General features: G+C 63.1%; 19 protein-coding genes. 8 read left to right on the forward strand and 11 right to left on the reverse strand.

The window, feature by feature from the left end; genetic code table 11:
- The first annotated feature begins 51 nt into the window (after nucleotides 1-51).
- Entirely contained in the window at nucleotides 52-1032 is a 981-nt protein-coding gene (locus tag GTP58_RS24915; protein ID WP_229215743.1) for a serine/threonine protein kinase, read from the forward strand.
- A 96-nt stretch (nucleotides 1033-1128) separates the two neighbouring features.
- Nucleotides 1129-3444 carry a hypothetical protein gene (locus tag GTP58_RS24920; protein WP_229215744.1) on the forward strand — a complete coding sequence of 772 codons (2316 nt, stop codon included), beginning with the start codon at nucleotides 1129-1131 and terminating at the stop codon, nucleotides 3442-3444.
- 97 nt (nucleotides 3445-3541) lie between these two features.
- On the opposite strand, the gene GTP58_RS24925 is transcribed toward GTP58_RS24920, so the two are convergent.
- The 3 genes from GTP58_RS24925 to GTP58_RS24935 all read right to left on the reverse strand — a co-directional run bounded on the left by GTP58_RS24925 (nucleotide 3542) and on the right by GTP58_RS24935 (nucleotide 6036).
- A complete protein-coding gene (locus tag GTP58_RS24925) occupies nucleotides 3542-4492 on the reverse strand; it encodes a hypothetical protein (RefSeq protein WP_229215745.1) in 951 nt (316 codons plus the stop codon).
- Between the two features lie 79 nt (nucleotides 4493-4571).
- Nucleotides 4572-4943, reverse strand: coding sequence for a hypothetical protein (locus GTP58_RS24930; RefSeq protein ID WP_072790333.1), 372 nt, complete (start codon nucleotides 4941-4943; stop codon nucleotides 4572-4574).
- Nucleotides 4944-4977: 34 nt separating this feature from the next.
- On the reverse strand, nucleotides 4978-6036 hold the full coding sequence (locus GTP58_RS24935; RefSeq protein WP_161079772.1) for a DUF475 domain-containing protein: 1059 nt from the start codon (nucleotides 6034-6036) through the stop codon (nucleotides 4978-4980).
- A 110-nt stretch (nucleotides 6037-6146) separates the two neighbouring features.
- Between GTP58_RS24935 and GTP58_RS24940 the strand changes: the two genes are divergently transcribed.
- The 4 genes from GTP58_RS24940 (at nucleotide 6147) to GTP58_RS24955 (ending at nucleotide 12822) form a co-directional block, all read left to right on the forward strand.
- Nucleotides 6147-6569 (forward strand): divergent PAP2 family protein, encoded by a 423-nt coding sequence (locus GTP58_RS24940; protein WP_161079773.1) that lies wholly within the window; start codon nucleotides 6147-6149, stop codon nucleotides 6567-6569.
- A gap of 218 nt (nucleotides 6570-6787) precedes the next feature.
- Nucleotides 6788-7936, forward strand: a complete 1149-nt coding sequence (locus tag GTP58_RS24945; RefSeq protein ID WP_161079774.1) for an efflux RND transporter periplasmic adaptor subunit — start codon at nucleotides 6788-6790, stop codon at nucleotides 7934-7936.
- A gap of 14 nt (nucleotides 7937-7950) precedes the next feature.
- The gene (locus tag GTP58_RS24950) at nucleotides 7951-11190 is read left to right on the forward strand and encodes an efflux RND transporter permease subunit (protein ID WP_072790346.1); all 3240 of its coding nucleotides are present in this window, start codon (nucleotides 7951-7953) and stop codon (nucleotides 11188-11190) included.
- A gap of 210 nt (nucleotides 11191-11400) precedes the next feature.
- Nucleotides 11401-12822, forward strand: coding sequence for an OmpP1/FadL family transporter (locus tag GTP58_RS24955; protein WP_161079775.1), 1422 nt, complete (start codon nucleotides 11401-11403; stop codon nucleotides 12820-12822).
- Between the two features lie 112 nt (nucleotides 12823-12934).
- Here GTP58_RS24955 and GTP58_RS24960 read toward each other — a convergent pair whose 3' ends face one another.
- On the reverse strand, nucleotides 12935-14335 hold the full coding sequence (locus tag GTP58_RS24960) for an L-cystine transporter (protein WP_161079776.1): 1401 nt from the start codon (nucleotides 14333-14335) through the stop codon (nucleotides 12935-12937).
- Nucleotides 14336-14535: 200 nt separating this feature from the next.
- Here GTP58_RS24960 and GTP58_RS24965 point away from each other — a divergent pair, with 200 nt between their 5' ends.
- Both GTP58_RS24965 and GTP58_RS24970 read left to right on the forward strand, forming a co-directional pair.
- Nucleotides 14536-16236 (forward strand): methyl-accepting chemotaxis protein, encoded by a 1701-nt coding sequence (locus tag GTP58_RS24965; protein WP_161079777.1) that lies wholly within the window; start codon nucleotides 14536-14538, stop codon nucleotides 16234-16236.
- 46 nt (nucleotides 16237-16282) lie between these two features.
- On the forward strand, nucleotides 16283-16786 hold the full coding sequence (locus GTP58_RS24970; RefSeq protein WP_161079778.1) for a hypothetical protein: 504 nt from the start codon (nucleotides 16283-16285) through the stop codon (nucleotides 16784-16786).
- On the opposite strand, the gene GTP58_RS24975 is transcribed toward GTP58_RS24970, so the two are convergent.
- The 7 genes from GTP58_RS24975 to GTP58_RS25005 form a co-directional block, all read right to left on the reverse strand.
- Nucleotides 16764-18101, reverse strand: a complete 1338-nt coding sequence (locus GTP58_RS24975; RefSeq protein WP_161079779.1) for a PAS domain-containing sensor histidine kinase — start codon at nucleotides 18099-18101, stop codon at nucleotides 16764-16766. The two genes, GTP58_RS24970 and GTP58_RS24975, sit on opposite strands and share 23 nt — an antisense overlap.
- Complete coding sequence (locus GTP58_RS24980; protein ID WP_161079780.1) at nucleotides 18098-19504, reverse strand: sigma-54 dependent transcriptional regulator; 1407 nt, start codon at nucleotides 19502-19504, stop codon at nucleotides 18098-18100. Before GTP58_RS24980 ends, GTP58_RS24975 begins: the two co-directional genes overlap by 4 nt.
- A gap of 3 nt (nucleotides 19505-19507) precedes the next feature.
- Complete coding sequence (locus tag GTP58_RS24985; RefSeq protein WP_161079781.1) at nucleotides 19508-20704, reverse strand: ABC transporter permease; 1197 nt, start codon at nucleotides 20702-20704, stop codon at nucleotides 19508-19510.
- A complete protein-coding gene (locus GTP58_RS24990) occupies nucleotides 20704-21942 on the reverse strand; it encodes an ABC transporter permease (RefSeq protein ID WP_161079782.1) in 1239 nt (412 codons plus the stop codon). The genes GTP58_RS24985 and GTP58_RS24990 overlap by 1 nt, the downstream gene beginning before the upstream one ends.
- A 9-nt stretch (nucleotides 21943-21951) precedes the next feature.
- A complete protein-coding gene (locus tag GTP58_RS24995) occupies nucleotides 21952-22614 on the reverse strand; it encodes an ABC transporter ATP-binding protein (protein WP_161079783.1) in 663 nt (220 codons plus the stop codon).
- A 14-nt stretch (nucleotides 22615-22628) separates the two neighbouring features.
- The gene (locus GTP58_RS25000) at nucleotides 22629-23876 is read right to left on the reverse strand and encodes an efflux RND transporter periplasmic adaptor subunit (protein WP_161079784.1); all 1248 of its coding nucleotides are present in this window, start codon (nucleotides 23874-23876) and stop codon (nucleotides 22629-22631) included.
- 118 nt (nucleotides 23877-23994) lie between these two features.
- Nucleotides 23995-24528: a GNAT family N-acetyltransferase gene (locus GTP58_RS25005; RefSeq protein WP_161079785.1), complete on the reverse strand. Its 534-nt coding sequence runs from the start codon at nucleotides 24526-24528 to the stop codon at nucleotides 23995-23997.
- Nucleotides 24529-24573: the final 45 nt, after the last annotated feature.

Raw genomic sequence — 24573 nt, forward strand, 5'->3', positions numbered from 1 at the left:
TATTTGGTGGAAGCCGACAGTATACACGCCGCGCCCCGTACAATGGCGCTTATGACAGTCCAACACCCTTATTCCGCGTTGAGCCCCGATTGTGTGCTCGACGCCCTCGACAGCATCGGGCTGCGCGGCGATGGCCGCCTGCTGGCGCTGAATAGCTATGAAAACCGTGTCTACCAGGTCGGCATCGAAGACGACAAGCCGCTGGTAGTGAAGTTCTATCGTCCCGGCCGCTGGAGCGACGAAGCCATCCTCGAAGAGCATGCGTTCACGCAGGAGCTGGTGGCGGCCGAGATCCCCGTCGTGCCGGCGCTGGCGCTGCATGGCAGCACGCTGCACCAGTTCAACGGCTTTCGCTTTGCCGTATTCACGCGCCATGGCGGCCGGGCGCCGGAATTGAGCGACCCGTCCGTGCTGGAATGGACCGGGCGCTATATCGGCCGCATCCATGCGGTGGGCGCGGCGCGGGCATTTCAGCATCGTCCCGCGCTCGATATCGACACCTTCGGCACCGAGCCGTGCGAATTCCTGCAGGCGAACGACTTTATCCCCCTGGACTTGAAAGCCTCCTATGCCGCCATCGCCCAGCAGGCGCTGGATGGGGTGCGCCGCAGCTACGACCGGGCAGGAGCGTTGCCGCAGCTGCGTCTGCACGGCGATTGCCATGGCGGCAATGTTCTGTGGACCGATGCCGGCCCCCATTTTGTCGACTTTGACGATGCCCGCATGGGACCGGCCATCCAGGATTTGTGGATGATGCTGTCCGGCGAGCGTGCCGAACAGGTGCGCCAGATGGGCGACATCCTGGCCGGCTACGAAGACTTTTGCGAATTCAATCCGCGCCAGATGCATCTGGTCGAGGCCTTGCGGACGCTGCGGCTGATTCACTATTCGGCCTGGCTGGCGCGTCGCTGGGACGACCCGGCCTTCCCGGCGGCTTTCCCATGGTTTAACACCCAGCGCTACTGGCAGGATCGCATCCTGGAGCTGCGCGAGCAGGTCGCGCTCATGGACGAGCCGCCGCTGCCAATCTAAGAAATAGCGGGGTTTTCCGTGTCTGCTTGCGGCTAGGCTTGTCTGGTTGCTACATGATAATGAGTGCTCAGAAATCCTTTTCTAGCGAGAATTCTCATGCAAGCACAACTGGACAAACAAGACCGCGCAACCGACCACGACTTGCTGCCGCTGCCCATGCTGTCACTGCATGAGACCGAGGACGTCAGCCCGGCCCAGCTGCCGCGTGCGGCAATGGAAATGAAAGCCATCCAGGAAGCCATCGCGCGCGTCGAAGCGGAAGCCAAGGCCGCCTGCGCCGCCGAAAGCCGCGCGCATGCCGAAGCGCGCGCCCGGGCGCTGGCGGACGACCGCGCTGCCATGGATGCGGCAGCGGCGGCGGTCGCGCTGCAAAATGCCCAGGTCTCGGAAGAGGCGATCGTTGCCAACAAAGAGCGGCTGGAATCGCTGCGCGCGGCGGCGCAGGCCAGCGTCGCGCGTCTGGATGCCGTCAAACAGGAAACCGCCGAACTGCGCGCCCGCGCCGAAGCGGACAACCAGATCCGCCAGGCCGCCGAAGAACGCGCCAAGGCCGAAGGCGAAAACCGCAAGCGCGCGCAGGAACACATGGCCACCGAAGCCGAGCTGGCACAGCAAGCTTCGCGCGCGGCAGAAGAACTGCAAGTCCAGACCGAGCAGGCGCGCCTGCAGGCCGCGGAGCGCGTCGCTGCCGTCCAGGCCGCCAAGGATGAAGTGGTGGGGATCGCCTCGGCCGATGCGCGTGTCGCCACGCTGGCGCGCGAACGTGAACGTCACGCCCATGCTGCACGCCAGACCGCGCAGCAGCTGGCCGAAGCGGAAGCGGAAGCGCTGGAACTGACCAAGCAGCGCGAACGTGCGGACCAGATCGCGCTGGAATCGGCGTTCAACCGTTCTGCCGCCGAAGTGCGCGCGCTCGAAGAAGCCCGCGCGCTGGCGCACCTGGAACAGGAGCGTGAACAGATCGCGCTGGCTAAGGCCGAATCCGAACACAGCGCTGCGCAATCGCTGCGCCTGCGCCTGCAAACCGAAAAAGAAATCCGCGACGCGGCCATCCACCGCGAACGCCTGGAAGCCGTTGCCGCCGCCAGCGCGCAGGCGCGCCGCGAAGCCGATGCACGCATCCTGGCCGCGACCGAAGCGCGTATCGAAGTCGACAACCAGCTGCGCGCCGTCGCCCAGGCGCGGGTGCAAGCGGAAGAAGAGGCCGAGATCGCCACCCATGCCAAAGTCGAGGCCGAATCCGCCGCGCTGCAACAGGCCAAGCTGCGCAAGGCCGCCGATGACATCGCCGCCGAAGCTGCACGCGTGGATAGCCTGGAGCAGCAGCGCGCTGCCGTGCTGGCCAGCGAGCGTGCCGCACTGTCGCAGGCCGCTGCCGAACTGGCCGCCAGCCAGAACGCCGCCGAACAACAAGCCGTCGCCACGCTGGCCCAGCACGTCGAAGCGCAAAACGCCGCCAATACCGTTGCCGCACAGCGTGCAGAACAGGCTGCCGCACTGCTCAAGGCCGAGCAGGAGCGCACGGCCGCCGAGCAGTCAGCCATCATCTCGCTGAAAGAAAAACTGGACGCCGAACAGCGCGCCACCGAAGCCGCGCAGCAGCGCGTCGCCGCCGAGCGCGCCCAGACTGCGGCGTTCCGCCAGCAACAGGAAGCCGAGCAACGTCTCACCGCAGCGGCCGAGCGTGAAACCGAAGCCGCGCGCGTGATGGCGCAGCAGGTATCGGCAGAAGCGGAACAGAAAGCCATCGCCGCGCAAGCGTTGGCGGTGCAAGCGAGCCTGGCGGTCGAGCTGGGCGTGGTGCACGCCGAGCGCGCCCGTACCGAACAGGAAAAAGCCGCCAAGGCAGCAGAGTTGCTGCAGGCAGAACGTGAATTCGTCGAAGCCGAACGCAAATCGCTGGCGCTGATCGACCAGAAGTTGACCCAGCAGCGCATCACCACGGCATCGGAAGCGCGCGCATCGCAAGCGATTGCCGGCCGGCTGGAAGCCGAGAAAAACGTCGCCGCCAGCGCCCGCCAGCGCGCCGACGATGAGCAGGCCGAAACCGCGCTGATGCAAGAACGCGAGCAAGCAGAGCAGGCCGCCGCCCAAGCCGCCGCCGACAAAGCCGCCGCGCAGAAAGCCTTGCTGGAAGCGGCACAAGCCCACGCCGCGATGCAACGCAAAGTCGCCGACACCACAGCCGCGATGACCGCCACCAAGCAACAGCTGCTGGCACTGGAAACCCGCCGCCTGGCCGCCGCCCAGAAAGTACTGGCCGCCGTCGAAGCCAAAGTCGCCGCCGAAGCCGCCCTGGCCGCCGACAACAGCCCAGTGATCGCCACGCTGGACGACGCCCGCGCCCGCAAAGAAGCCGCCCGCCAATCGCCGTCAGCCGACGCTACCCAAGCCGTCTGGCGCGCCCGCTAACAATCCGGGGTCAGGTCCGTCATTTCTACACGAGCTCTGTCGTAGTCACGTGACTACGGCAGAGCTCGTGTAGAAATGACGGACCTGACCCCGGAGTTTAGAAGCTGTAGCCGAGGCCGATGAGGAGCAGGTCGGCGTCGCGGTGGTAGTCGGTGACGACGCGGTTCCAGGCGGCTTCCGCCACTACGCGCTTGGCTAGGTGGTAGCGGCCGGCGATGCTCACCAGGCCGGCTTTGTGGGAGCGCTGGCCTTCCGCATCCGGCACCTTGGCCGTGAAGTAGGGGCCTGCGCCCATCCCCAGCTCGACTTTCTCATTCAGTGATCGGATCAGCCACAGCTGTGTGGCGATGCCGTTGCGCTTGCTTTGCGCGGTGTTGCCTTCGTTGATGGCGGTGACTGTCCAGTCGATGTAGCGGCTCACTGCGCGCCGGTATTCTATCGCCGCGATCGTGGCGCGCTCCGAGTCCAGGCTGTTGTTGATGCCCTGGCCCGCCATGATGGTCACTGCTTCGTCGGCGCTTGCATCTTGCACATGCAGTTTGTCGCCTTTGACGCCGTTGAACTGGTAGCCCACGCCCAGCATCAGCGCGGTGGTCGCGTCTTTGCCGGTCGGTGAGATGCGGTTGAGCTGTACCTGGTTGTACCAGCGGCTGTCGGGATAGTGGTAGGTCGCCTGCAGGCTGTAGATCGCGGCCCAGCCGTGGTCGTTGGTGTACTGGGTGCCGACCGGATTGTGCAACTCGGTGGTGTCGAAGTAGTAGTACTGGCCGGCCCCTGCGCCGAAGGTCCAGCCGGGCTGGTTGTAGCCGGTGCGGACCCAGATCTGCCCGGCGACGCCGTCGCGGTGGTGGTCGGTCGGGTGGCCTTCGTTGAGGTAGCTCAGGCTCAGCGCGAAGTGCTGGCCTACCGGGTGGGAGTAGGAGACGCCGGCGCTGAAGCTGTTCTCTTGCGCTTGGTTGACGTGCAGCGCGCCCGCATAGCCGGTCACTTCCTGGGCGGACACGGCGCCCGCTGCCAGCGCCAGCAGGCCACAAATGATGTGTTTCATATAACTTGATTTCCAGCAAAAGAACAAGTCTACTGGAAATCAATATTTGCTGTTTTTCAGTACGTGTTTTGCGTAGGGGTTACTGCTGGGTTACGACTTTGGTGACGTAGTATTCCGTCTCGCCAAAACACTGGGTGGGCACGCCTTTATGCTGGGCGTAGCTCAGGATCACGCGCTTGCCGGTGGCGGCGGTGAGGTCTTTGGCCACTTGTTCGTCGCGCACGCTGAATTCGAATTTCTCGGGAATCGCGCCCGGCATCGAGGTCAGCAAGATTTCGCCTTCCCAGGTTTTGCACACCCAGCCGCGGGTGGAGAATTTTTGCAGGTAGCCGGCGCGTTCGCCTTCGGAATAGGAGACGTGCAGCATGGCCCAGGTGTAGGCCGCCATCAGCAGCACGGCGGCGGCGAGCAGGCCGATGAAGGACAGCAGGATGCGTTTGGAAGTGGTCATAGTGGTTTTGAGTTAGGCAATGTTTTGAATATTATCACGCGGCGTTCCGGCGTTTGTGGCGCACCGATGACCACAGTGAGACGGCAATAAACGCCACGCCGGACAGGCCGGTGAACCATTCGGGAATGTGGTATTTGACGCTGGCCAGCATGATGACGGCCAGAATGCCGATCGCGTAGTGCGCGCCGTGCTCAAGGTAGACGTATTCGTCCAGCGTGCCCTTGTGGACCAGGAATACGGTCAGCGAGCGCACGAACATGGCGCCAATCGCCAGCCCCAGCATGATGACGACGACGTCGGTGGTAATCGCGAAGGCGCCGATCACGCCGTCAAAGCTGAACGAGGCGTCCAGCACTTCCAGGTACAGGAAACCGCCGATGCTGCCTTTGGCGACGGCGGCCACCACCGGCGCGACGCCGGCTTCGGTGGTGTCGTCGTCCTCGTCCGGCTCGTCTTCTTCCAGCAGGCTGCTGATCCAGCCGACGGCCAGGTAGATGATGACGCCGACCACGCCGGCGGTCAGCACGGTGTATTGCGCTTCGGCCGCAACCAGCGAGACGCAGGCAAACACTGCTGCCAGGGTCAGCAGCACGGCCAGGCTTTCGGTGCCGTGCTGGCCCAGTTTTTCTTCGATCCAGCCCAGCCAGTGCAGTTCTTTCTGGTCGTCGAACAGGAAGTTCAGGAACACCAGCAGCAGGAAGGCGCCGCCGAAGGCCGCCACCTGGGCATGGGCGCCGGTCAGGTAGCGCGAGTATTCCTGCGGCGCGTTGGTGGCCATGTGCCACACGTCCATCAGGCCGAGGCCGGTGGCCAGCGAGACGATCAGCAGCGGGAACAGCAGGCGCATGCCAAATACCGCGACCAGGATGCCGACGGTGAGGAACAGTTTGCGCCAGAATTCGTTCCAGTGGCGCAGCACGGAGGCGTTGACGACGGCGTTGTCAAACGACAGCGACACTTCCATGATGCCGAGGACGGCGGTGATCCACAGCGCTTGCACCATGGCGCTGACGCCGCCGTGGTTGTAGCCCCACCAGCCCGCCAGGGCCATGAGGATGAAGGTGACGGCAAAGGAGATTCGGAAGTGCTGCATCGTTGTCTTTATTGAAATTTTGAGGATGGGGTGAATTTTATATTACTTGCTTCCGCCGCTGGGGCACCGTCTGCCATAATGTCGCCACAAAAAATGCAAAGGATTCAATCATGGACATCGCTTACCTCGTTACCCCGCTGCTGACCTGGATCACGGTGGGCCCGATCAAGTTTCTGATTAATAGCGCCAAGGCGCGCAAATGGGCGTTTAATCTGGTCGGTAACGGCGGTTTTCCAAGCAACCACAGTGCGGTGGTGTCCAGCATGGCGACCTTGATCGCGTTGCGCGAAGGCATCGGCCATCCGGCGTTCGGCGTTGCCGTGACGTTGTGCTTTATCGTGATTATCGATGCCAACAGCCTGCGCCAGCACGTCGGCAAGCAGGCCGCCGCCATCAACCGGCTTGCCAAGGAAGATGGCGGCCACAAGTGGCTGCGCGAGCGCATGGGCCATACGCTGGTGGAAATCGCCGGCGGCTTGACCACCGGTATTATCATGGGCCATATCATCCACGCCGTGTTCGGCCGCGGCTAAGGCTGCCTGGGCGGTGCGGGCTGTCCGCACCGCTGTCCGGCTGGACGTCCGCGCCAGCCTGCCGGTTTACCGTTTATCCTCCTATTTGGCGTTTCAGCCACAAATTCTACCGTCCGTCGCACTATGATTGACCTGACAACGTCGGTCACGGATACTCTGCGCCCTGTAGTCTGGATCATTCTAAAAGCACCTCAGGTGCCACTTTCTCGGAGAACTTTATGTTGCGCAAAACCCTTCTCGCTCTCGCCATTGCCTCTGCCCTGGTTGCATGCGGCAAGTCAGCCAAGGAGCCTGAAAAAGCTGGAGCGTCTGCTTCGGCCTCTGCTTCCGCAGGTAAAGACGACAAGAAAGTCACCTTGCAGATGTCGCCCGAAGATACCTTGACGGTTGAATCCAATGCGCTGGCGTCCGGCCCGGTCATCACCGGTTCGATCCAGCCCGAGCGCCGCGCCGATCTGCGCGCGGAGGTGAGTGCGGTTGTAGTTCAGGTACTCAAAGAGAATGGCGAGCCGGTGAAAAAAGGCGATGTGCTGCTGAAGCTGGACGAAACCTCGATCCGCGACAGCCTGACCTCGGCCGATGAAGCCACCCGCGCCGCCGAGCAGACGCTGGCCCAGACCCAGCGCATGTACGAGCGCCAGAAAACCCTGCTGGCCTCGGGCATGGTCTCGACCACCGCGATGGAAGACGCGGAAGTGCGCCGCAACAATGCCCAGAGCGATCTGGCCGCCGCCCGTTCGCGCTCGGTAGCCGCGCGCCAGCAGCTGACCCGCACCGTGGTGCGCGCGCCGTTTGACGGCATCGTCAGCGACCGCAAGGTGTCCAACGGCGATACCGCTGCGGTCGGCAAGGAACTCGTGAAAGTGATCGATCCCAACAGCATGCGCTTTGAAGGCATGGTCTCGGCCGACAAGATCGGCGTGGTCAAGGTGGGACAGCCGGTGCTGTTCCGCGTGAACGGCTATCCCGGCCAGGGCTTTAACGGCAAGGTCAAGCGGGTCGATCCGGCCGCCAACGCGGTAACGCGCCAGGTGGAAGTGCTGGTGGAGTTTGCCGACGCCAGCCGTCCCGGCGTGGCCGGCCTGTACGCCGAAGGCCGCGTTGAATCGCAGACCTCGTCGTCGCTGATGATCCCGCCGTCGGCGCTGGTGCAGGCGGGCGACAGCAATTATGTGTGGCGCGTCAAGGGCGGCGCGCTGACCAAGGTGCCGCTGACCATCGGCACGCGCGACGAACGCAGCGGCCGCTGGCAGGTGCTGACCGGCCTGCAGGCGGGCGATATGGTGGTGCGTGTGCCGGCTTCCGGTTTCAAGGATGGCCAGAAAGTGGAAATCGCTGCGCCTAAGGCAGTGGCTTCGGCTAAATAAAAGGGATATCAGCCATGTTCTTATCGGATTTTAGTGTTAAACGGCCCATCGCCACGATCGTGCTGATCGTCGCCATGATGTGCCTGGGTTTGATGGCGCTGAACAAGCTGCGTGTCAACCAGAACCCGGACGTGGAAGTGCCGTTCATCGTGGTCAACATTCCGTATCCTGGCGCCTCGCCGGAGACGGTGGAGCGCGAGATCATCAACCGTCTGGAAAAGTCGCTCAACTCGATTACGGGCGTGACCGAGATTAATAGTACGGCGTCGGAAAGCTCGGCCAGCATCTTCATCAAGTTCACCTTTACCAAGAACCTGATTGAAGCGTCGGACGAAATCCGCAACGCGATTGCGGCCGTGCGCTACAAGCTGCCAACCGAGATGCGCGAGCCCATCCTGCAGCGCATCGATCCGGCGGCGCAGCCGGTGATGCAGATGGCGCTGTCGTCGAGCACCCAGACCCACGCGGAAATTTCGCGCCTGGCCGAAGACAAGCTGGCCGACCGCTTCCGCAGTATCGACGGCGTGGCTTCGGTCAACATCGACGGTTCGCTCAAGCGCGAGCTGAGCGTGCTGCTCAAAGCTGAGAAGCTGCGCGAGTACAACGTCTCGGTAGGCGATGTGGTGAATGCGCTGCGCAACCAGAACACCAATGCGCCAGTCGGCAAGGTGCGCGGCGATCTGGATGAGAAGAGCATCCGTCTGGTCGGCCGTATCGAACGCCCGGAAGAGTTCCAGCAAGTGGTGGTCAAGCGCAATGGCGATGAGCTGGTGCGCCTGGCGCAAGTGGCGACGATTGAAGACGGCTTCGCGGAAGTCAACAGCCTGAGCGTGCGCTCCGGCAAACCCAACGTCGGTATCTCGGTGACCCGCTCGCGCGATGCCTCGACCGTGACCGTGGCTGCGAAAATCCGCGACATGGTCAAGGAAATGCAGAAGGAAATGCCGACCGGCACCAAGCTGGAAGTCACGCAGGATGATGGCGAAAACGCCGAGTCCAGCCTCAACAACGTGATCGAGGCGCTGGTGTTTGGCGCCGGCCTGACCATCTTTGTAGTGTATGCGTTCCTGAATTCGTGGCGCTCGACGCTGATTACCGCGCTGTCGCTGCCGACCTCGGTACTGGCGGCCTTCATCGGCGTCTGGCTGTGCGGCTTTACGCTGAACTTCATGACGCTGCTGGGCCTGTCGCTGGCGATCGGCGTGCTGATTGACGATGCCATCGTGGTGCGGGAAAACATCGTGCGCCATATGCAGCTGGGCGCCGACCGCCGCACCGCCGCGCTGCGCGGCACGGCCGAGATCGGCATGGCGGTGGCCGCCACCACGTTCTCGATCATGGCAGTGTTTATTCCGGTGGCCTTCATGCCTGGCATCACGGGTGAATGGTTCCGTCCGTTCGCGCTGACGGTGACCTGCTCGGTGGCCGTGTCGCTGCTGATCTCGTTCACGCTGGACCCGATGCTGTCGGCGTTCTGGGGTGATCCGCCGGATCACCATAACGCACCGCGCAAGGGCATCGAGAAGTATTTCGCCAAGTTCAACCACTGGTTTGACCACCAGGCCAACCGCTACGGCAATGTGATCGAATGGGCGCTGCATCACCGCCGCTCGATGGCCGTGATTGCGATGGCCACCTTTGTGGGCGCGATCATGCTGCAAGCCAAATTCGGCGGCGCCAGCTTTGTGCCGGCCTCCGACTGGGGAACGATTGCAATTGATGTGCGGACGCCGTCGTCGTCGTCGCTGGAGTACTCGCGCCTCAAGCTGGAAAAGGCGGCCGTGATTGCCCGCACCATCAAGGAAACCAAGGAAACCAATAGCTACGTCAACCTCAGTGGCGGCCGCATCTACGTCGATATCGGCAAGAAGACCGAGCGCAAGCGCGGTGCGATCGAGGTTGCCAAGGAACTGCGCGAGAAGCTGGCAGGCCTGGTTGGCGCCGAGTACACGGTGCTGGACGACCTCAGCAACGGCGCCCGCAAACCGGTGCAGATTGAATTTACAGGCACCGATTCGCGCAAGCTGATGGAAATTACCAATGCCTTCATGGACCGTCTGCGCAAGGTGCCGGGCGCGGTTGATGTGGGCCTGTCGGAAATGGACCCGAAAGACGAGCTGCAGATTGAACTGAACCGCGGCCTGGCCAATTCCATGGGAATTGCGGCGGGCGATGCGGCGCAGGCGCTGCGTGTGGCGTTTGCCGGTATCGAAGTGGGCGACTGGGTCGATCCGACCGGCGAGTCGCGCGACGTGGCAGTGCGCCTGGCGCCGGAAGACCGTACCAGCGCCGAGAACATTGAGCGTCTGCCGATCGCGGTGGCAGGCACCAACCAGATGGTGCCGCTGGACCAGATCGCCAGCGTCACCATGGGCAAGGGCCCATCGACCATCAAGCACAAGGATGGCAAGCGCGTGATTGCGGTGAGCGCCAACGTCGAAGGCCGTTCGCCAGGCGAGGTGACCACGGACGCCATGAAGCTGGTGAAGGACATCGACTTCCCGCCAGGCTACGGTCTGGCCCTGGGCGGCGCCGGCAAGGACATGCAGGAAGTGTTTGGCGCCATGGGCATCGCGCTGATTGCCGGTATCGGCCTGATGTACCTGATTCTGGTCATGCAGTTCGGCTCGTTCACGGCGCCGATCGGGGTGATGCTGTCGCTGCCACTGTCGCTGATCGGTGTGGTGATCGGTCTGCTGCTGACCAACAGCACGATTAATCTGATGAGCTTGATCGGCGTGATTATGCTGATGGGCCTGGTGGCGAAGAATGCGATCCTGCTGCTGGACGCTGCCCGCAAGCGCCAGGAAGAGGGCTTCAGCCGTGAGGATTCGCTGATGTACGCCGGCCGCATGCGTCTGCGTCCTATCCTGATGACCACCTTCGCGCTGATCGCCGGCATGTTCCCGGTAGCGCTGGGGCTGGGCGAGGGCGGTGAGTTCTATCGCCCAATGGCGATCGCGATTATTGGCGGCACCATCACCTCCACGCTGCTGACCCTGCTGATGGTGCCCACCTTCTACGACAGTATCGAGATTGCCAAGGACAGCATGGGCGCCAAGTTCCGCCACCGTGCCGCCCGCCAGCCGGTCGCCCTGGCGGCCGTGGTGACGCTGCTGGAAGCACTGCTGACGCTGCTGCTGGTGCGCTTTGTGTACCGCATGATCGTCAAGGCGGTGCGCAAGCTGACCGGCCGTGGCGGCCCGCAAACGCCTGCCGCCGCACCGGTGGAAGAAGAGCGAAAAATTGCCTAATAGTATTTTTAATTAAATACGGGAAAGGGCCTTCGGGCCCTTTTTTTGTGACTGACGTGCAGAGCATCTGCTCGGTTTCAAGGTCTTAATTAGTATTCCTCCTCTAACGGCTTGCCTTTTGCAATGTTTTACTTGTGTAGTATGCTGCTGGCCTTCCGGTACTAAAAATTGGTTACCGGACCACAAAACCATTTATAAAGCGAGACTGTCATGCAGCACAAATATCTCCCCCTGATTATTGCCGCCGCGCTCAGCGCGATTTCCGTCAGCGCCCAGGCGTCGGGCTACCGTTTTGGTTCGCAAAGCGTGTCCGGCCAGGGCACGGCGGACGCCAACGGCGCCGAAGCTGCGGATGCTTCGACCATCTTCTACAACCCGGCTGGCCTGTCCCGTCTGGACGGCACGCAGATCAGCGCCGGCGCCACCGTCGTGGTGCCGCATTCGACCTTCTCGGATGCCGGTTCGACCCACTTCACCGGCCAGCCAGCTGGCGGCACTGCGGCCAAGGACTACGCACCGGACTCCGTGACCGCGCCATCGCTGTACGTCAGCAAAAAGCTCAACGACCAGTGGGCCGTCGGCCTGGGCCTGTTCGTGCCTTACGGCGCCAAGCTGAACTACGGCGACACCTGGACCGGCCGTTACGCACTGTCCAACATCAAGCTGGAAGCCATCAACCTGAACCCTTCGGTATCGTGGAAGCTCAATGAGCACCACGCGTTTGGTTTCGGTATCGATGCCGAATACATGAAAGCCGAACTGGCCCAGGCCGTGGACGTGCCAGGCTCGGTGGCCGCACTGTCGAGCGGCCCGGGCGCTGCACAAGGCGCGCTGCTGATCAAGCAGATCGCGGCACTGGGCGGCAATCCGGCACTGCTGCGCGCTGTCAACGACGGCCACGCTTCGAACGACGGCAAGGACTGGGGCTGGGGCTTCAACCTGGGCTATATGTTCACGCTGGACCAGAACACCCGCTTCGGCCTGGCATACCGCTCGTCGATCTCGCACCAGCTGAAAGGCAGCACCGTGTGGGACTTCTCGAAAGTGACCACCGATCCGATCGTCAACCAGGTGCTGCAAGCGGCTTCGCATAAAGTGAACTCGGCTGCATTGGTGGCGTTGCGCACGCCGGAAACCCTGTCGGCCAACGTGTTCCACCAGTTCGACTCGAAATGGGCCGGCATGGCGGACGTGACCTTCACCCGCAACAACCGCATGGGCGACCTGGACATCCAGTTCCCTGGCACCACCGAAGGCGCGGAAGTGATCCGTCAGCAGTGGAAAAATACCGTGCGCGTTTCGCTGGGCGGCAACTATGCGTACAACGAAAACCTGACCCTGCGTGCTGGTGTCGCCTACGATGAGTCGCCAGTGAAAAACGCCGAGCTGACCCACCCAGCACTGCCGGACAGCGACCGTATGCAGTATTCGGTCGGCGCCAACTGGAAGCTGAGCCCACGTTCGTCGATTGATCTGGCCTACAGCTTCCTGGACTTCAAGGATGCGAAGATCAACTACACCAACAACTGCAACCCGCTGATGACCACCTGCACCGGTAACGGCGAAACCACGCGCGGCACCTACAAGACCCATCTGTCGCTGCTGGGCTTTGCCTACAACTACAAGTTCTGATACGGAACGGCGTAGCTGACAAAAAAAGGGCCTGCGGGCCCTTTTTTTTATTGCGTGCACTGCTTGGGTGCCCAGGAAGAGCGAAGGCCGCAGCGGGGTGCAGCCCATTCCGTCAGGCGGCCTTGCGCTCGCTGTCGACCGGTGGTTCAGCGTCGCTGTTGAAGACGGCCATGTCGGTCTCGCCCAGCACGCGGCTGGCGACGGCGCCTGCCGTCACCGAACCGCTGACGTTGAGGGCGGTACGGCCCATGTCGATCAGCGGCTCAATCGAAATCAGCAGGCCGGCCAGCGCCACCGGCAGGTTCATCGACGACAGCACGATCAGCGCGGCAAACGTGGCGCCGCCGCCGACGCCCGCCACGCCCACCGAGCCGATGGTGATGATGGCCAGCAGCGGCGCGATAAAGCCCAGCGTGAACGGATCAATGCCGACCGTCGGTGCAATCATCACGGCCAGCATCGCCGGATAGATGCCGGCGCAGCCGTTCTGGCCGATGGTGGCGCCAAACGAGGCGGCAAAGTTGGCGATGCCTTCAGGCGTACCCAGGCGCGTGGTCTGGGTCTGCACGCTCATGGGGATCGCACCGGCGCTGCTGCGCGAGGTGAACGCAAAGGTCAGCAGCGGCAGGATTTTTTTGCTCCAGCGCAGCGGATTCAGGCCCAGGCCCGAGACGATGGCCAGGTGCACCACAAACATCAGCAACAGCGCGCTGTACGAGGCCAGTACGAAATCGATCAGGTGCAGGATGTCGGTATAGCTGGAGCTGGACACCACCTGCGCCATCAGCGCAAACACGCCATACGGTGTCAGGCGCAGCACCAGCGTGACGATACGCATGACGATGGCGTGCGCCACCTGGATAAAACGCTCGAATGAGGCGAAGATGTCCGGCTTCTTGTCGTGGATGCCGGTGGCGGCGATGCCGATGAACACCGAGAAGATCACCACTGCAATGGTGGACGTCTTGCGGCCGCCCGTCATGTCCAGGAAGGGATTGGCCGGGATAAAGCTCAGCAGCATGCTCGGCAGCGAAATCGCCTGCGCCGTTTCCACCTTGCCTTGCAGATAAACGCCGCGCGCGATGTCAGCCGCGGACGCGGTCAGGCCCACCGCGCTCAGGCTGAACAGTTTGGCCATCAGGATGCCGATGCTGGCGGCCACCAGCGTGGTGATCATCAGCGTTCCGATAGTTAGCGCACTGATTTTGCCTAATGAGTTGATACCCTTGAGCTTGAGGATGGCGGAAATGATGGACACCATAATCAGCGGCATCACGATCATTTGCAGCAATTTGACGTAGCCGCTGCCGACGATGTCCAGGTAGTCACCGGTGGTTTTCACTTCGGCCGCACCGGCGCCGTAGAGGGCTTGCAATGCCGCACCCAGCAGCACGCCCAGCCCCATGCCGGTGAATACGCGCACCGAAAACGATGCATGTTTGCGTTGTTGTGCATACAACAGGCCCAGCAACGCCAGCGCCGCCAGCAGGTTGAGGATTACATTTGTCGCCATTTCTTGCCCCTTGCTACTTGTTTTGTCACCGATCGTGCATTTTATATGCGACCAGCGTTGGTTTAAATGCGTTTATGCGAATTTCTGGCTATATGCCTATGAGAAAAACGTATATAGCATCTTGCAATTAATTAATTTATTGAAACTATATGTATGGGCAGGCGTACAATTTCCTGCATCGATTTTTACAGGAGCAGCGCATGGTTATCGCAAACATGAAAGTCGGTACCCGCCTGGGGCTGGGCTTTGGTCTGGTGCTGGTGCTGCTGTTGCTGGTAGCCATGCTTGGCGTATTCAACATGAGCACGATTCATGCCAAGCTCGACCGAATCGTCAATGAAAATGCCGTCAAGACCGAGCTGGTGACCGAGATGTCGGAATCGGTGCATATCGTCGCGCGGGTGACGCGCAGCGTGGTGCTGCTCAGTGATGAAGCAGCCATCCGGGCGGAACTGGACAAGGTCACCAAGGCGCGCGCCGCCTACAACCATGCTGTGGAGTCGCTGGCCAGGCTGCCGGCCACGGCCAAGGGGCTGGCGATCCGCGAGCGCATTGCCGCTCAGGCACAGGTAACCCGGCCGCTCAATGACCAGGTGTTTACGCTGGCGCTGGCCAACCAGGATGAGGTGGCGACCGAGCTGCTGATGAAACAGGCCGGTCCAGCCACCCAGCAGTGGCAAGACGCGATGGATGACTATGCCGCCCTGCAAAAGGAAACCAACCAGGCCGATGCAGCCGCAGCCACGGCGGCCTATCACCGCGCCCGCGTGCTGATGCTGACGCTGAGCGGGCTGGCGATCCTGGTCGGCGCAGTGGCTGCAGCGCTGATCGCGCGTGGCCTGCTGCGCCAGCTGGGCGGCGAGCCGGACTATGCGGCGGCGATTGCCGGCCGTATCGCGGCAGGCGACCTGAGCGTGCAGGTTGATACGCGCAGCAACGACGAGCACAGCATGCTGCACGCGATGAAACTGATGCGCGATGCCCTGGCCCAAATTGTGAGCGAGGTGCGGGTGGGTACGCAGACGATTGCTGCGGCATCGACCGAGATCGCCAGTGGCAACCAGGATTTGTCGGCGCGTACCGAGCAGCAGGCCAGCTCGCTGGAAGAGACGGCGTCCTCGATGGAGGAGCTGACCAGCGCGGTGCGCGCCAACACCGACAATGCGCGCCAGGCCAACCAGCTGGCGCAGTCGGCATCGGCGGTGGCGCAGCAGGGCGGGGCGGTGGTGTCGCAGGTGGTCGATACCATGGGCGCCATCAATGCATCGTCGCGCCAGATCGTCGACATCATTGCAGTGATCGACGGCATCGCTTTCCAGACCAATATCCTGGCGCTCAACGCCGCAGTGGAGGCGGCGCGCGCGGGCGAGCAGGGCCGCGGCTTTGCCGTGGTGGCGTCCGAAGTACGCACGCTGGCGCAGCGCTCGGCCACTGCCGCGAAAGAAATCAAGACCTTGATCGGCACCTCGGTGGAAAAGGTTGAGATCGGCAGCAAGCTGGTGGAGCAGGCCGGCCAGACCATGGAGCAGGTGGTGACCAGCGTGCAGCGCGTGACGGACATCATGGCCGACATTTCCAGCGCCGGCGACGAGCAGAGCGCCGGCATCGAGCAGATCAACCAGGCCGTCAGCGAGATGGATGTGGTGACGCAGCAGAATGCGGCGCTGGTGGAAGAGGCTGCCGCCGCAGCCGAAGCCATGCAGAACCAGGCTGCCAACCTGGAGCGCGTGGTCAGCATCTTCCGCATCGACGGCCAGCAGCCCGGCGCGGTACGGCCGGCTGCGCCCAAGCCGGTGCCGTTCAAGCCGGCGGCGAAACGGCCGCCGCTGAGCAGCGCGCCAGCCACGCCGCCGAAACAGCTGACGCGCGCTGCCAGCGGCGATGGTTGGGAAGAATTCTGAATCTGACTATAATCGCGGCAGTGTTGACCTTTATGGATGAGTCGCGATGAAAGCTTTGTTTGCCCTGATGTTGGTTTCGACGGCCGCCCTGGCCAATGATGCGGCGCTGCTGAAGTGCCGCCAGCTGGAGGACGGCCCGGTGCGCCTGGCCTGCTATAACGCCATCCCGGCCCAGCCAGGCGCCTTGCCGCCGCCGGCAGGCGTGGTGGCCGCCGCTGCCGCACCACGTGCGGGCGCGGCGCCTGCCTACACCACGGTGGCCGCGCCCACCCCTGCCGAGCTGGAAGCCATGTTTGGCCGCGAGCCGGAAATCCTGCGTCCGGTGCGCCTGAACGCCATCGAAACCACGATTGCCGGCCAGTTTGATGGCTGGGTACGTGGGCAGCGCATCCGCCTGGCGAACGGCCAGGTGTGGAAAGTGGTGGATGAGACGGAAGATATCGTCGAGCTGAAAAATCCCAAGGTCACGGTCAAGCGCGGCATGCTGGGCGCGATCTTCCTCGATATCGAGGGCGCGCACCGCAACCCTAAAGTGCAGCGCGTGGACTAAGCAGCCAGATGTCGAAGCTGGTGGCGCCGTCCGGCGTCGCGGCCAGCCGGTAGCGGAAGCCGTGGCGATTCAGCACCTCGCGCACAAATAGCAGGCCGATGCCCTGGCCGCCTTTTTTGGTGGTGAAGAAAGGCGTGAACAGCTGATGCGCGGGGACTTCTCCCAGCAGGTTGCCGCTGTCGATCACGGACAGCCGGACCGCGCCTGCCTCCTGCGCCAGCACCAGGTGGATGTGGCGGTCCGCGCCCGCGCCCATCTCCACCGCCTCCATCGCGTTCTTGACGATATTCAGCAGCGCCTGCTCCATGAGCTGGCGGTCCATGGCGATGGCCGGCACCTCGTCACAGCGCTGCCACGCGATGCTGATGCCCCGGCTGCGGCATTGTTCGCGGTACAGATACAGGATGTCGTCCATGACATCGCGCACGGCATTCGGCCGCAGTTCCGGCGCCGGCATTTTCACCACGCGCGTGAAGCGTTCGATGAATTCGCCCAGGCTGGCGTTGCGGCGCTGGACGGCGTGGATGGCGGTGCTGAAGTCTTCGCTGTCGCGCTCGGCCAGCTGGCGGCGGTAGTAGAGCAGCGAGTCGAGCACCGAGCCGGTGGCGGCGACGGTGTTGTTGACCTCGTGGGCCAGCACGCGGATCAGCTTTTCATACGTGGCTTTTTCCGAGCTTTCCAGTTCCTCGGTCAGCTCTTCCACCAGCAGGAAGTGGCGGGCGAAGCCGCGGTCATAGAACTGGCCGCGCTGGCCACGGTAGCGGCGGCCATCGGCGCCGGTCAGCAGCTGGGAATCGCCGAGCGGCAGCGCGTCCAGCTGGGCCAGCAGGCTGTGCTCGCCAGCAAAGGCCGAGAGTGGCTGACCATGCGCCTGGGCCAGGCCGGGCAGGGCGAGGGCGCTGGCGTTGAGCAGGCTGATACGCCCATCAAAGTCAAACACGATGACCGCGCTGGGTGTGGCTTCCAGCAGGCGGTCGAGAAAGCCTTGCTGCTCGCCGATCTGCAAGCGTTCCTGATACAGCGCGCCCAGCATGGTGTTGAACAGCTGGACCAGTTCATTGAGTTCCTTGTCGTCGCTGTGTTGCAGGCGGGCCGCGTAGTGCTGGTCTTGCAGCAGGTCGTGGAAGTGGCGTGTGTAGCCCAGCGGCTCCAGCGCGCGGCGGATCAGGCGGATGCCCAGCACCAGGCTGAGCAGCACGGTGGCCTCCAGCCCCAGCATCAGCAGCGGCTGGGTACGGAACAGCAGCACGGTGATCGCCAGGAACAGCAGGTGGGCGGCAATCAGATAGCCATACAGGCGCCACCGCAAGGTCATGGCAGCGCTTCGCTTTCCGGTGCGCTGCCGAGGCCGTGACGTTCCAGACGGCGGTAGAGCGCGGTGCGGCTGAGGCCGAGCGCCTTGGCGACGCGCGAGATATTGCCCTGATGCTGTTCCAGCGCGTGGGCAATCATGTGCCGCTCGACCTGCTCCAGCGTCATGCCATCCACGCCGAGACGCGCGCCGGACGCGTTGAGCGGGCCACCGTGTTCATGCTGCTCGGCGGCGACAAAGTCGGCCTGGCGCAGCTCGCTACGGCCGACCAGCAGCAGCGTGCGCTCCAGCGTCTGCTTGAGCTGGCGGATATTGCCGGGCCATGGCTGCGCGCTGAGCCACTCCAGCGCCTGCGGCGCGATGCTTGCCGCCGGCAGGCCATAGCTGGCCGCCACCTCGCCCAGGATGTGGCGCGCCAGCAGCGGAATATCGCTGCGCCGCTCGCGCAACGGCGGCAGGCGTATCGTAATCAGGTTGAGGCGATAGAACAGGTCTTCGCGGAACTCGCCGCTGGCCACGAGTTCCGCCAGTTCGCGGTTGGTGGCCGACACCACGCGCACGTCGGCGCGCTCGGTGCGGCTGGCGCCGACCGGCTGGTAGGTCTGGTCCTGCAGCACGCGCAGCAGCTTGACCTGGTCCGAACGATTGAGCTCGCCGATTTCATCGAGGAACAGCGTGCCCTCGTGCGCGCTGGCGACGTGGCCCTTGCGGTCCGCCTTGGCATCGGTGAAGGCGCCGCGCACATGGCCAAACATTTCGCTTTCGAACAGCGACGGCGTGATCGCGCCCATGTTGATCTTGACGATGGCCTGGCCCGCCCGCGAACTGTTGCGGTGGAGCGCGTCGGCAATCAGCTCCTTGCCGCAGCCGCTTTCGCCCAGGATCAGCACCGGCGCGCGCGTGTTCGCGACCTGGCCGATGGTGCTCAGCACTTTGAGCAGGCGCGGATGTTCGCCGACGATGCCGCTGAAATCAAACTGCGCGTCCAGCGCCTGGCGCGAGGCGCGGCCGGCCGGCGTGGCCGCCTCCAGCGTGGTGCGGATCAGTTCGGCCAGCTGGGTGTTATCCCAGGGCTTGGTGAAGAAGTTGGCGGCGCCGGCCTGCATGCCGCGCACCGCCAGCGCGATCGAGCCCCAGGCCGTCATCAGCAGCACCGGCAGGGCTGGCTGCGCGGCACGGATGCCGGCCAGCAGCTGCAAGCCTTCCTCGCCGCTGGTTTGCAGGGAGAAGTTCATGTCCTGCAAAACCAGGTCGATGGGCTGCTGCGCCAGCACGGCCAGCGCCTGTTGCGGATCGTCGGCGCATACGGCGTCGTAGCCGGACTGCTTGAGCAGCAGGGCCAGCGACACCTGCACCGCGCTGTCGTCATCGACAATTAAGATGCGTTGCTTACGGGTGGATTCCATGTCTTATTCATAGTGCAGCGCTTGTGTCGGACTCAGGCGCGCGGCGCGCCAGCCGGGGTAGAGTGAACACAGCAAGGATAGCAGATAGATCACACTGGCCGAAAGCACCACGGCCGCGATAAACACAGTCCAGTTCAGGCTGTCGCCAAACACGCCGGTCAGCGGCAGCTGGATGACCAGCACCAGCGCCACCAGCATGGCGACCGTGCTGAGCAGCATTTGCTCTGAGACGATCTGGCGGTAGATGCTGCCCGCATCGGCGCCCAGCGCGCGGCGCAGGCCGATTTCCGGGATGCGTTGCGTGGTGTTTTGCCACAGCACGCCGAACAGGCCAAACGCCACCATCACCAGCAGGAAGGCGGCAATCACGCCCAGTATCTTGAGCGGCACCAGCTGCGTGTTGAGCATCGACGAGCGGGCATCGGTCTGCGGCGTGACCACATAGGACCAGTCGCTGCGGACCTGCTTGAGCTTGGCGTTGAGGCGGGATTCAAAGATGCGCGGCGTGCCGGGCTTCAGCTTGAGCATGATGTTGTTGACCGCATCCTTGCCGGTACCCGGCACCCAGCGCAGCAGCATGAAGTAGACCGGGTCCATGAACTCGCCATGGGAACGGAAATCCTCCACCACGCCGACGATGCGGCGGCGCGGCACCTCCTGCTTGCCATCCACCTTGAGCACGACGATCTGGCCCACTGCCTGCTTGCCGGGGAACCACTGGTCCGCCAGGCGGCGGTTGATGACCACCGGAATGGCGTCGGCGCCATCGTCCGCCCTGGAAAAGAAGCGGCCGGCCGCCGGTGTCATTTCCATCGTGGCGAAGTAGTCGTCGCTGACGTTGAGGCTGTCGACTTGCAGCCGGTTGCTGCCGTCGGGCAGCGCATAGTTCTCGGTCCAGCGCGACATTTCGTAGGTGCCAAACGAGCTGAAGGCGACCGACTCCACTTCCGGCAGCGCGAGCAGGCTGCGCTTGAGGTTGTCGAACAGGGCGCCATCGTTGGGCAGGTCCTGCGCGCTGCGGATGGTGACCGACCACTGGTGTTGATAGGCGTGGCCGGTCGGCAGCTGGTACAACTGCCAGTAGCGCAGGCCGAACGCGGCAATCGCGAACACCACCAGGAAGGCCAGCAGGATTTCCAGGCTCAGCATCATGTTGCGGGACTTGCGTTTCCAGATCAGTTTCAGCATATGGCGCAGCATTATGCGGCTCCTTTCAAGGCGTGAACCGGGGCGAGGCGGGACATTTTCCAGGCCGGGATCACGCCCGACAGCACGCCAAACACCAGTGTAATCAGCAGGCCATAGCCGAACACGGCCAGGTTGAGGTGGACTTGCAGGTAGGGGATCAGGCCCGAGCCTTCCAGCCACCACAGCACGCCGGCCGCGCACACCAGGCCGACCACGCCGCCGGCCAGGCACAGCAGCACGTTCTCCATCACCAGCTGCGCCACCAGTTGGCGGCTGGTGGCGCCAAACGCTTTGCGCACGCCGATTTCGCTGCTGCGTTCCATGATGCGGCCCACGTTCAGGTTAATCAGGTTCAGCGCGGGCAGTGTCATGAACAGCAGCATCAGCAGCACCAGGCCCGCCAGCAGCTTGGGGACGCCGCCGTCTTCCGACTGGTCGACGAGCAGCGTGCGGGAAAACAGTTCCAGCTTGGAGTCGCCCCAGAACATGGTCTTGTTGAAGCTGTTGGGATCGTCGTATTGCACAGTGGTGGCGGCGTGGATGATTTCCTGTTTCAAGGCGGGAATTTCTTGCGGCGTGCGCGCCATCATCATCGCGGTGTAGCCGCCAAAGAGGGTGTTCTTGTAGTCGCTCGATGGCTGCGAGGTGATGGGCGCCCAGATGTCTGAAAACGCGTTGAGGTGCAGCTCATCCTTCACCACGCCGATCACGCTAAAGATCTGGCCGCCCGCGCTGAATTTCTGGCCCAGATAGGTCTGGCCGGGGAAGAGTTTGCGCGCGGTCGATTCGTTGATGACGGCCACCATGCGGCCTTGCTCGACATCGTCGGCATTCAGCACGCGGCCCTGCAGCACGGTGAAATCGAGGATCTTCCAGTATTCCGCATCGGTCAGGCGCATGAACAGCTCGCTCACCTGGTTTTGCTGGTACACCGAGACTGTTTGCGGGAAGCTGGTGGCCGACACCAGTTCGGCATGCTTGAGCGGCTTCAGGTACTGCTCGATGAGCTTGTAGCCAAGCGTGCCGCTGCGCATGCCGGCGCGTTCGGTATGCACCGACCTCACCATGAGCATCTGCACAAAACGGTCGCTTTTGCCTTCCACGCCACTGGGCGCGAAGGTGTTTTGCAGCAGCGCCGTGACCACCATCAGCACCACCAGCGTCAGCACGATGCACAGCAGGTTGATGGCGGTGAACAGCTTGCGGCGCATGAAGACTTTCCATGCCGTCAGCAGATAATTTCTGAACATATGCGCTCCCTATGCGACCAACTGGCCGTCGAACACGCGCACGATGCGGGTCGCCTGCCTGGCCTCCTGCTCGTTGTGGGTGACCATGACGATGGTGGTGCCTTCGCTGTGCAGCTTGAGCAGGATGTCCATGACTTCCTGGCCCATCTTGCTGTCCAGGTTGCCGGTGGGTTCGTCGGCCAGCAGCACCTGCGGCTGGCCGACAATCGCGCGCGCAATGGCGACGCGCTGCTGCTGGCCGCCGGACAGCTGATTCGGGTAGTGGTCCATGCGTGCACCGAGGCCGACTTTTTCCAGCGCCTCGCGCGCCAGACGCTGGCGCTTCTTGCTGGAGAGATTGCGGTACAGCAGCGGCAGCTCGACGTTGTCGATCACGCGCAGGTCGTTAATCAGGTGGAAGCTCTGGAAGATGAAGCCAAAGGTGTTGTTGCGCAGCCGGGCCACATACTTGTCCTTGTACGACGCCACCGGCGTGCCGCCCACGTGGATCGCGCCGCTGCCGGGCTCGTCGAGCAGACCGATCAGGTTCAGCAGCGTGCTCTTGCCGCAGCCGCTGGGACCCATGATGCTGACGAATTCGGATTTCGCCACGTGCAGGTCGATGTCTTTCAAGGCCAGGGTTTCGACCTTGTCGGTCTGGTAGGTTTTGCTGACTTTGTTCAGGCGTATCATGCTGGGCTCCTTGGTTATTGCGCGACGCGGACGCTGTCGCGGTCCTTGTAGCGGCTGGTGTCTGAGATGATGAGTTGATCGCCGGCGCGCGCGCCGGACAGGATTTCGACGGCCTTGCCATCGCTGGCGCCGATGTTGAGCGTGGTCTTGTGCGCAATGCCGTCGCGCACCACGAAGAGGTCTTGCGGACCACGGCCGTTGAAGGCCGGGCCGCTGTCGGCCAGCAGCGTGTGCTGCTTCTGTTCGGTGATGATGTTGACCTCCACCCGCAGCTTGTTGCGCAGGATGGTGTGATGCGGCTCAGCCAGCGTGACCAGCAGCTTGACGGTGCCGTTCTGGATTTCCGGCAGCACGGTCTGCACTTCGCCTTGCAGCCGGGTGTTGCCCTGTTCGACCAGGACTTTCTGGCCGGCGTTGAGCACGCGCGCATGGAAGTCGGACAGCGAGGCCTCAACCTTGTAGTTGTTCAGCTCGGAGACTTTGGCGACCAGCTGGCCGGTATTCACGCTGGCGCCTTCATCGGCCAGCAGCCAGGTCAGCATGCCGGCGAACGGCGCGCGCACCTGGGTTTGCGCCAGCAGCTGCTGCTGTTCCTGCAACTGCTTTTGCAGGATGCTCTTTTGCAGCCGTGCGCCTTCGATATTGCTGTTGGTGACGCGCTTGTTGTCCTCCAGTTGCTCGTGATGCTGGCGCAGCTGGATCTCGTTGCGCTTGACGTTGAGTTCGGCGGTGAGCAGGTCTTCCGCCGACACGCCGCCCGCCTTGCGCAGCGTCTGGAAGCGCCCCAGCCGCACGCGCGTGGCTTCCAGGTCCAGCTGCAGCAGTTCGATGGCGCTGGTGAGCTGCTTGCGTTTCTGGTCCATTTCCAGCGTCAGCGCGAGGATGCGGTTTTCCTGCTGCGCCAGCTGCTCCTTGAGCGAATCGATGGCCAGCTGGATGGTGCGGTTGTCCAGGTCCAGCAGCAGCTCGCCGGCCTGCACTTGCTGGCCCAGCTTGGCGTGCACCTTGGCCACGCGGGTCTGGATCGGGCTGGAGACAAGTTCCTCATGCACCGGTATCACGATGCCGGAAGCATTGATGGTGTTGGCGATACTGCCGCTGCGCACGGTGGCGATGCTGACGTTGCTGGCATCCACGCTGGGGCTGACCGCGCGGTTAATGGCCCAGGCGGTCACACTCAGGGTCGCAAGCAGGGCGGCCATTGCCAGCAAACTCTTGCGCTTGCGGCGGGCGATGATGTCGGGGGCGATGATGGTGTCCATGCCCGTTCTAGTGCAAGCCCCGTGCCAGTGTCGAAAACTATATAAATCAATGGCTTGGCCGGGCATGCGGCTAGCGCCTTTGCCCGCCTCCGCTCACCGTTGCCCGGAAACGGACACCCTAGCGCAGGCGCTTGCTCATACTGGTGTAGTTGAAGTGCTGGCCGTCGATGTGGAACAGATTGGGGATTTCGCCGGTCTGACGGAAGCCTTGGCGTTGGTAGAGCGCAATTGCGGGAGCGTTCACGGACAGCACCTGCAGGTCGATCCATTGCAGGCCCGCGGTCAGCGCCCAGTCTTCCGCGTGCGCGATCAGCTGGCCGCCCAGTCCCCGTTGGCGATGGCCGCGATCAACGCCCATGCCGAGCAGGCATCGGTGGGCCGTATGGCGTTCCGCCAGCGCGCGCAGGTCGATGTGGCCGGCGATGCCGCCCTCTGCCGCACGCGCGATCCAGACCCGCCGCCATCCCGGCTCACCCACTGGAATTTGCATGCCGTTTTTGAACGCCTCCGCCTTCTCGGCCGGAAAGCGCGATTCGGCGCGCGGCAGCGGCTGGAAATAAGCCGTGCCGTTGCGGCCATTGTCCGACAAGTGATCGTTGAGGTAGTCCAGGAAATCCTCAAAGCCTGCCAGTTCGAGTTTTTCTATCTTCATCTTTCGTTGTGGGAATTTTCCAACGATGAATTTATACCAATGTGA

It is taken from the genome of Duganella sp. CY15W, assembly GCF_009857555.1.
Classification (GTDB): domain Bacteria; phylum Pseudomonadota; class Gammaproteobacteria; order Burkholderiales; family Burkholderiaceae_D; genus Rugamonas; species Rugamonas sacchari.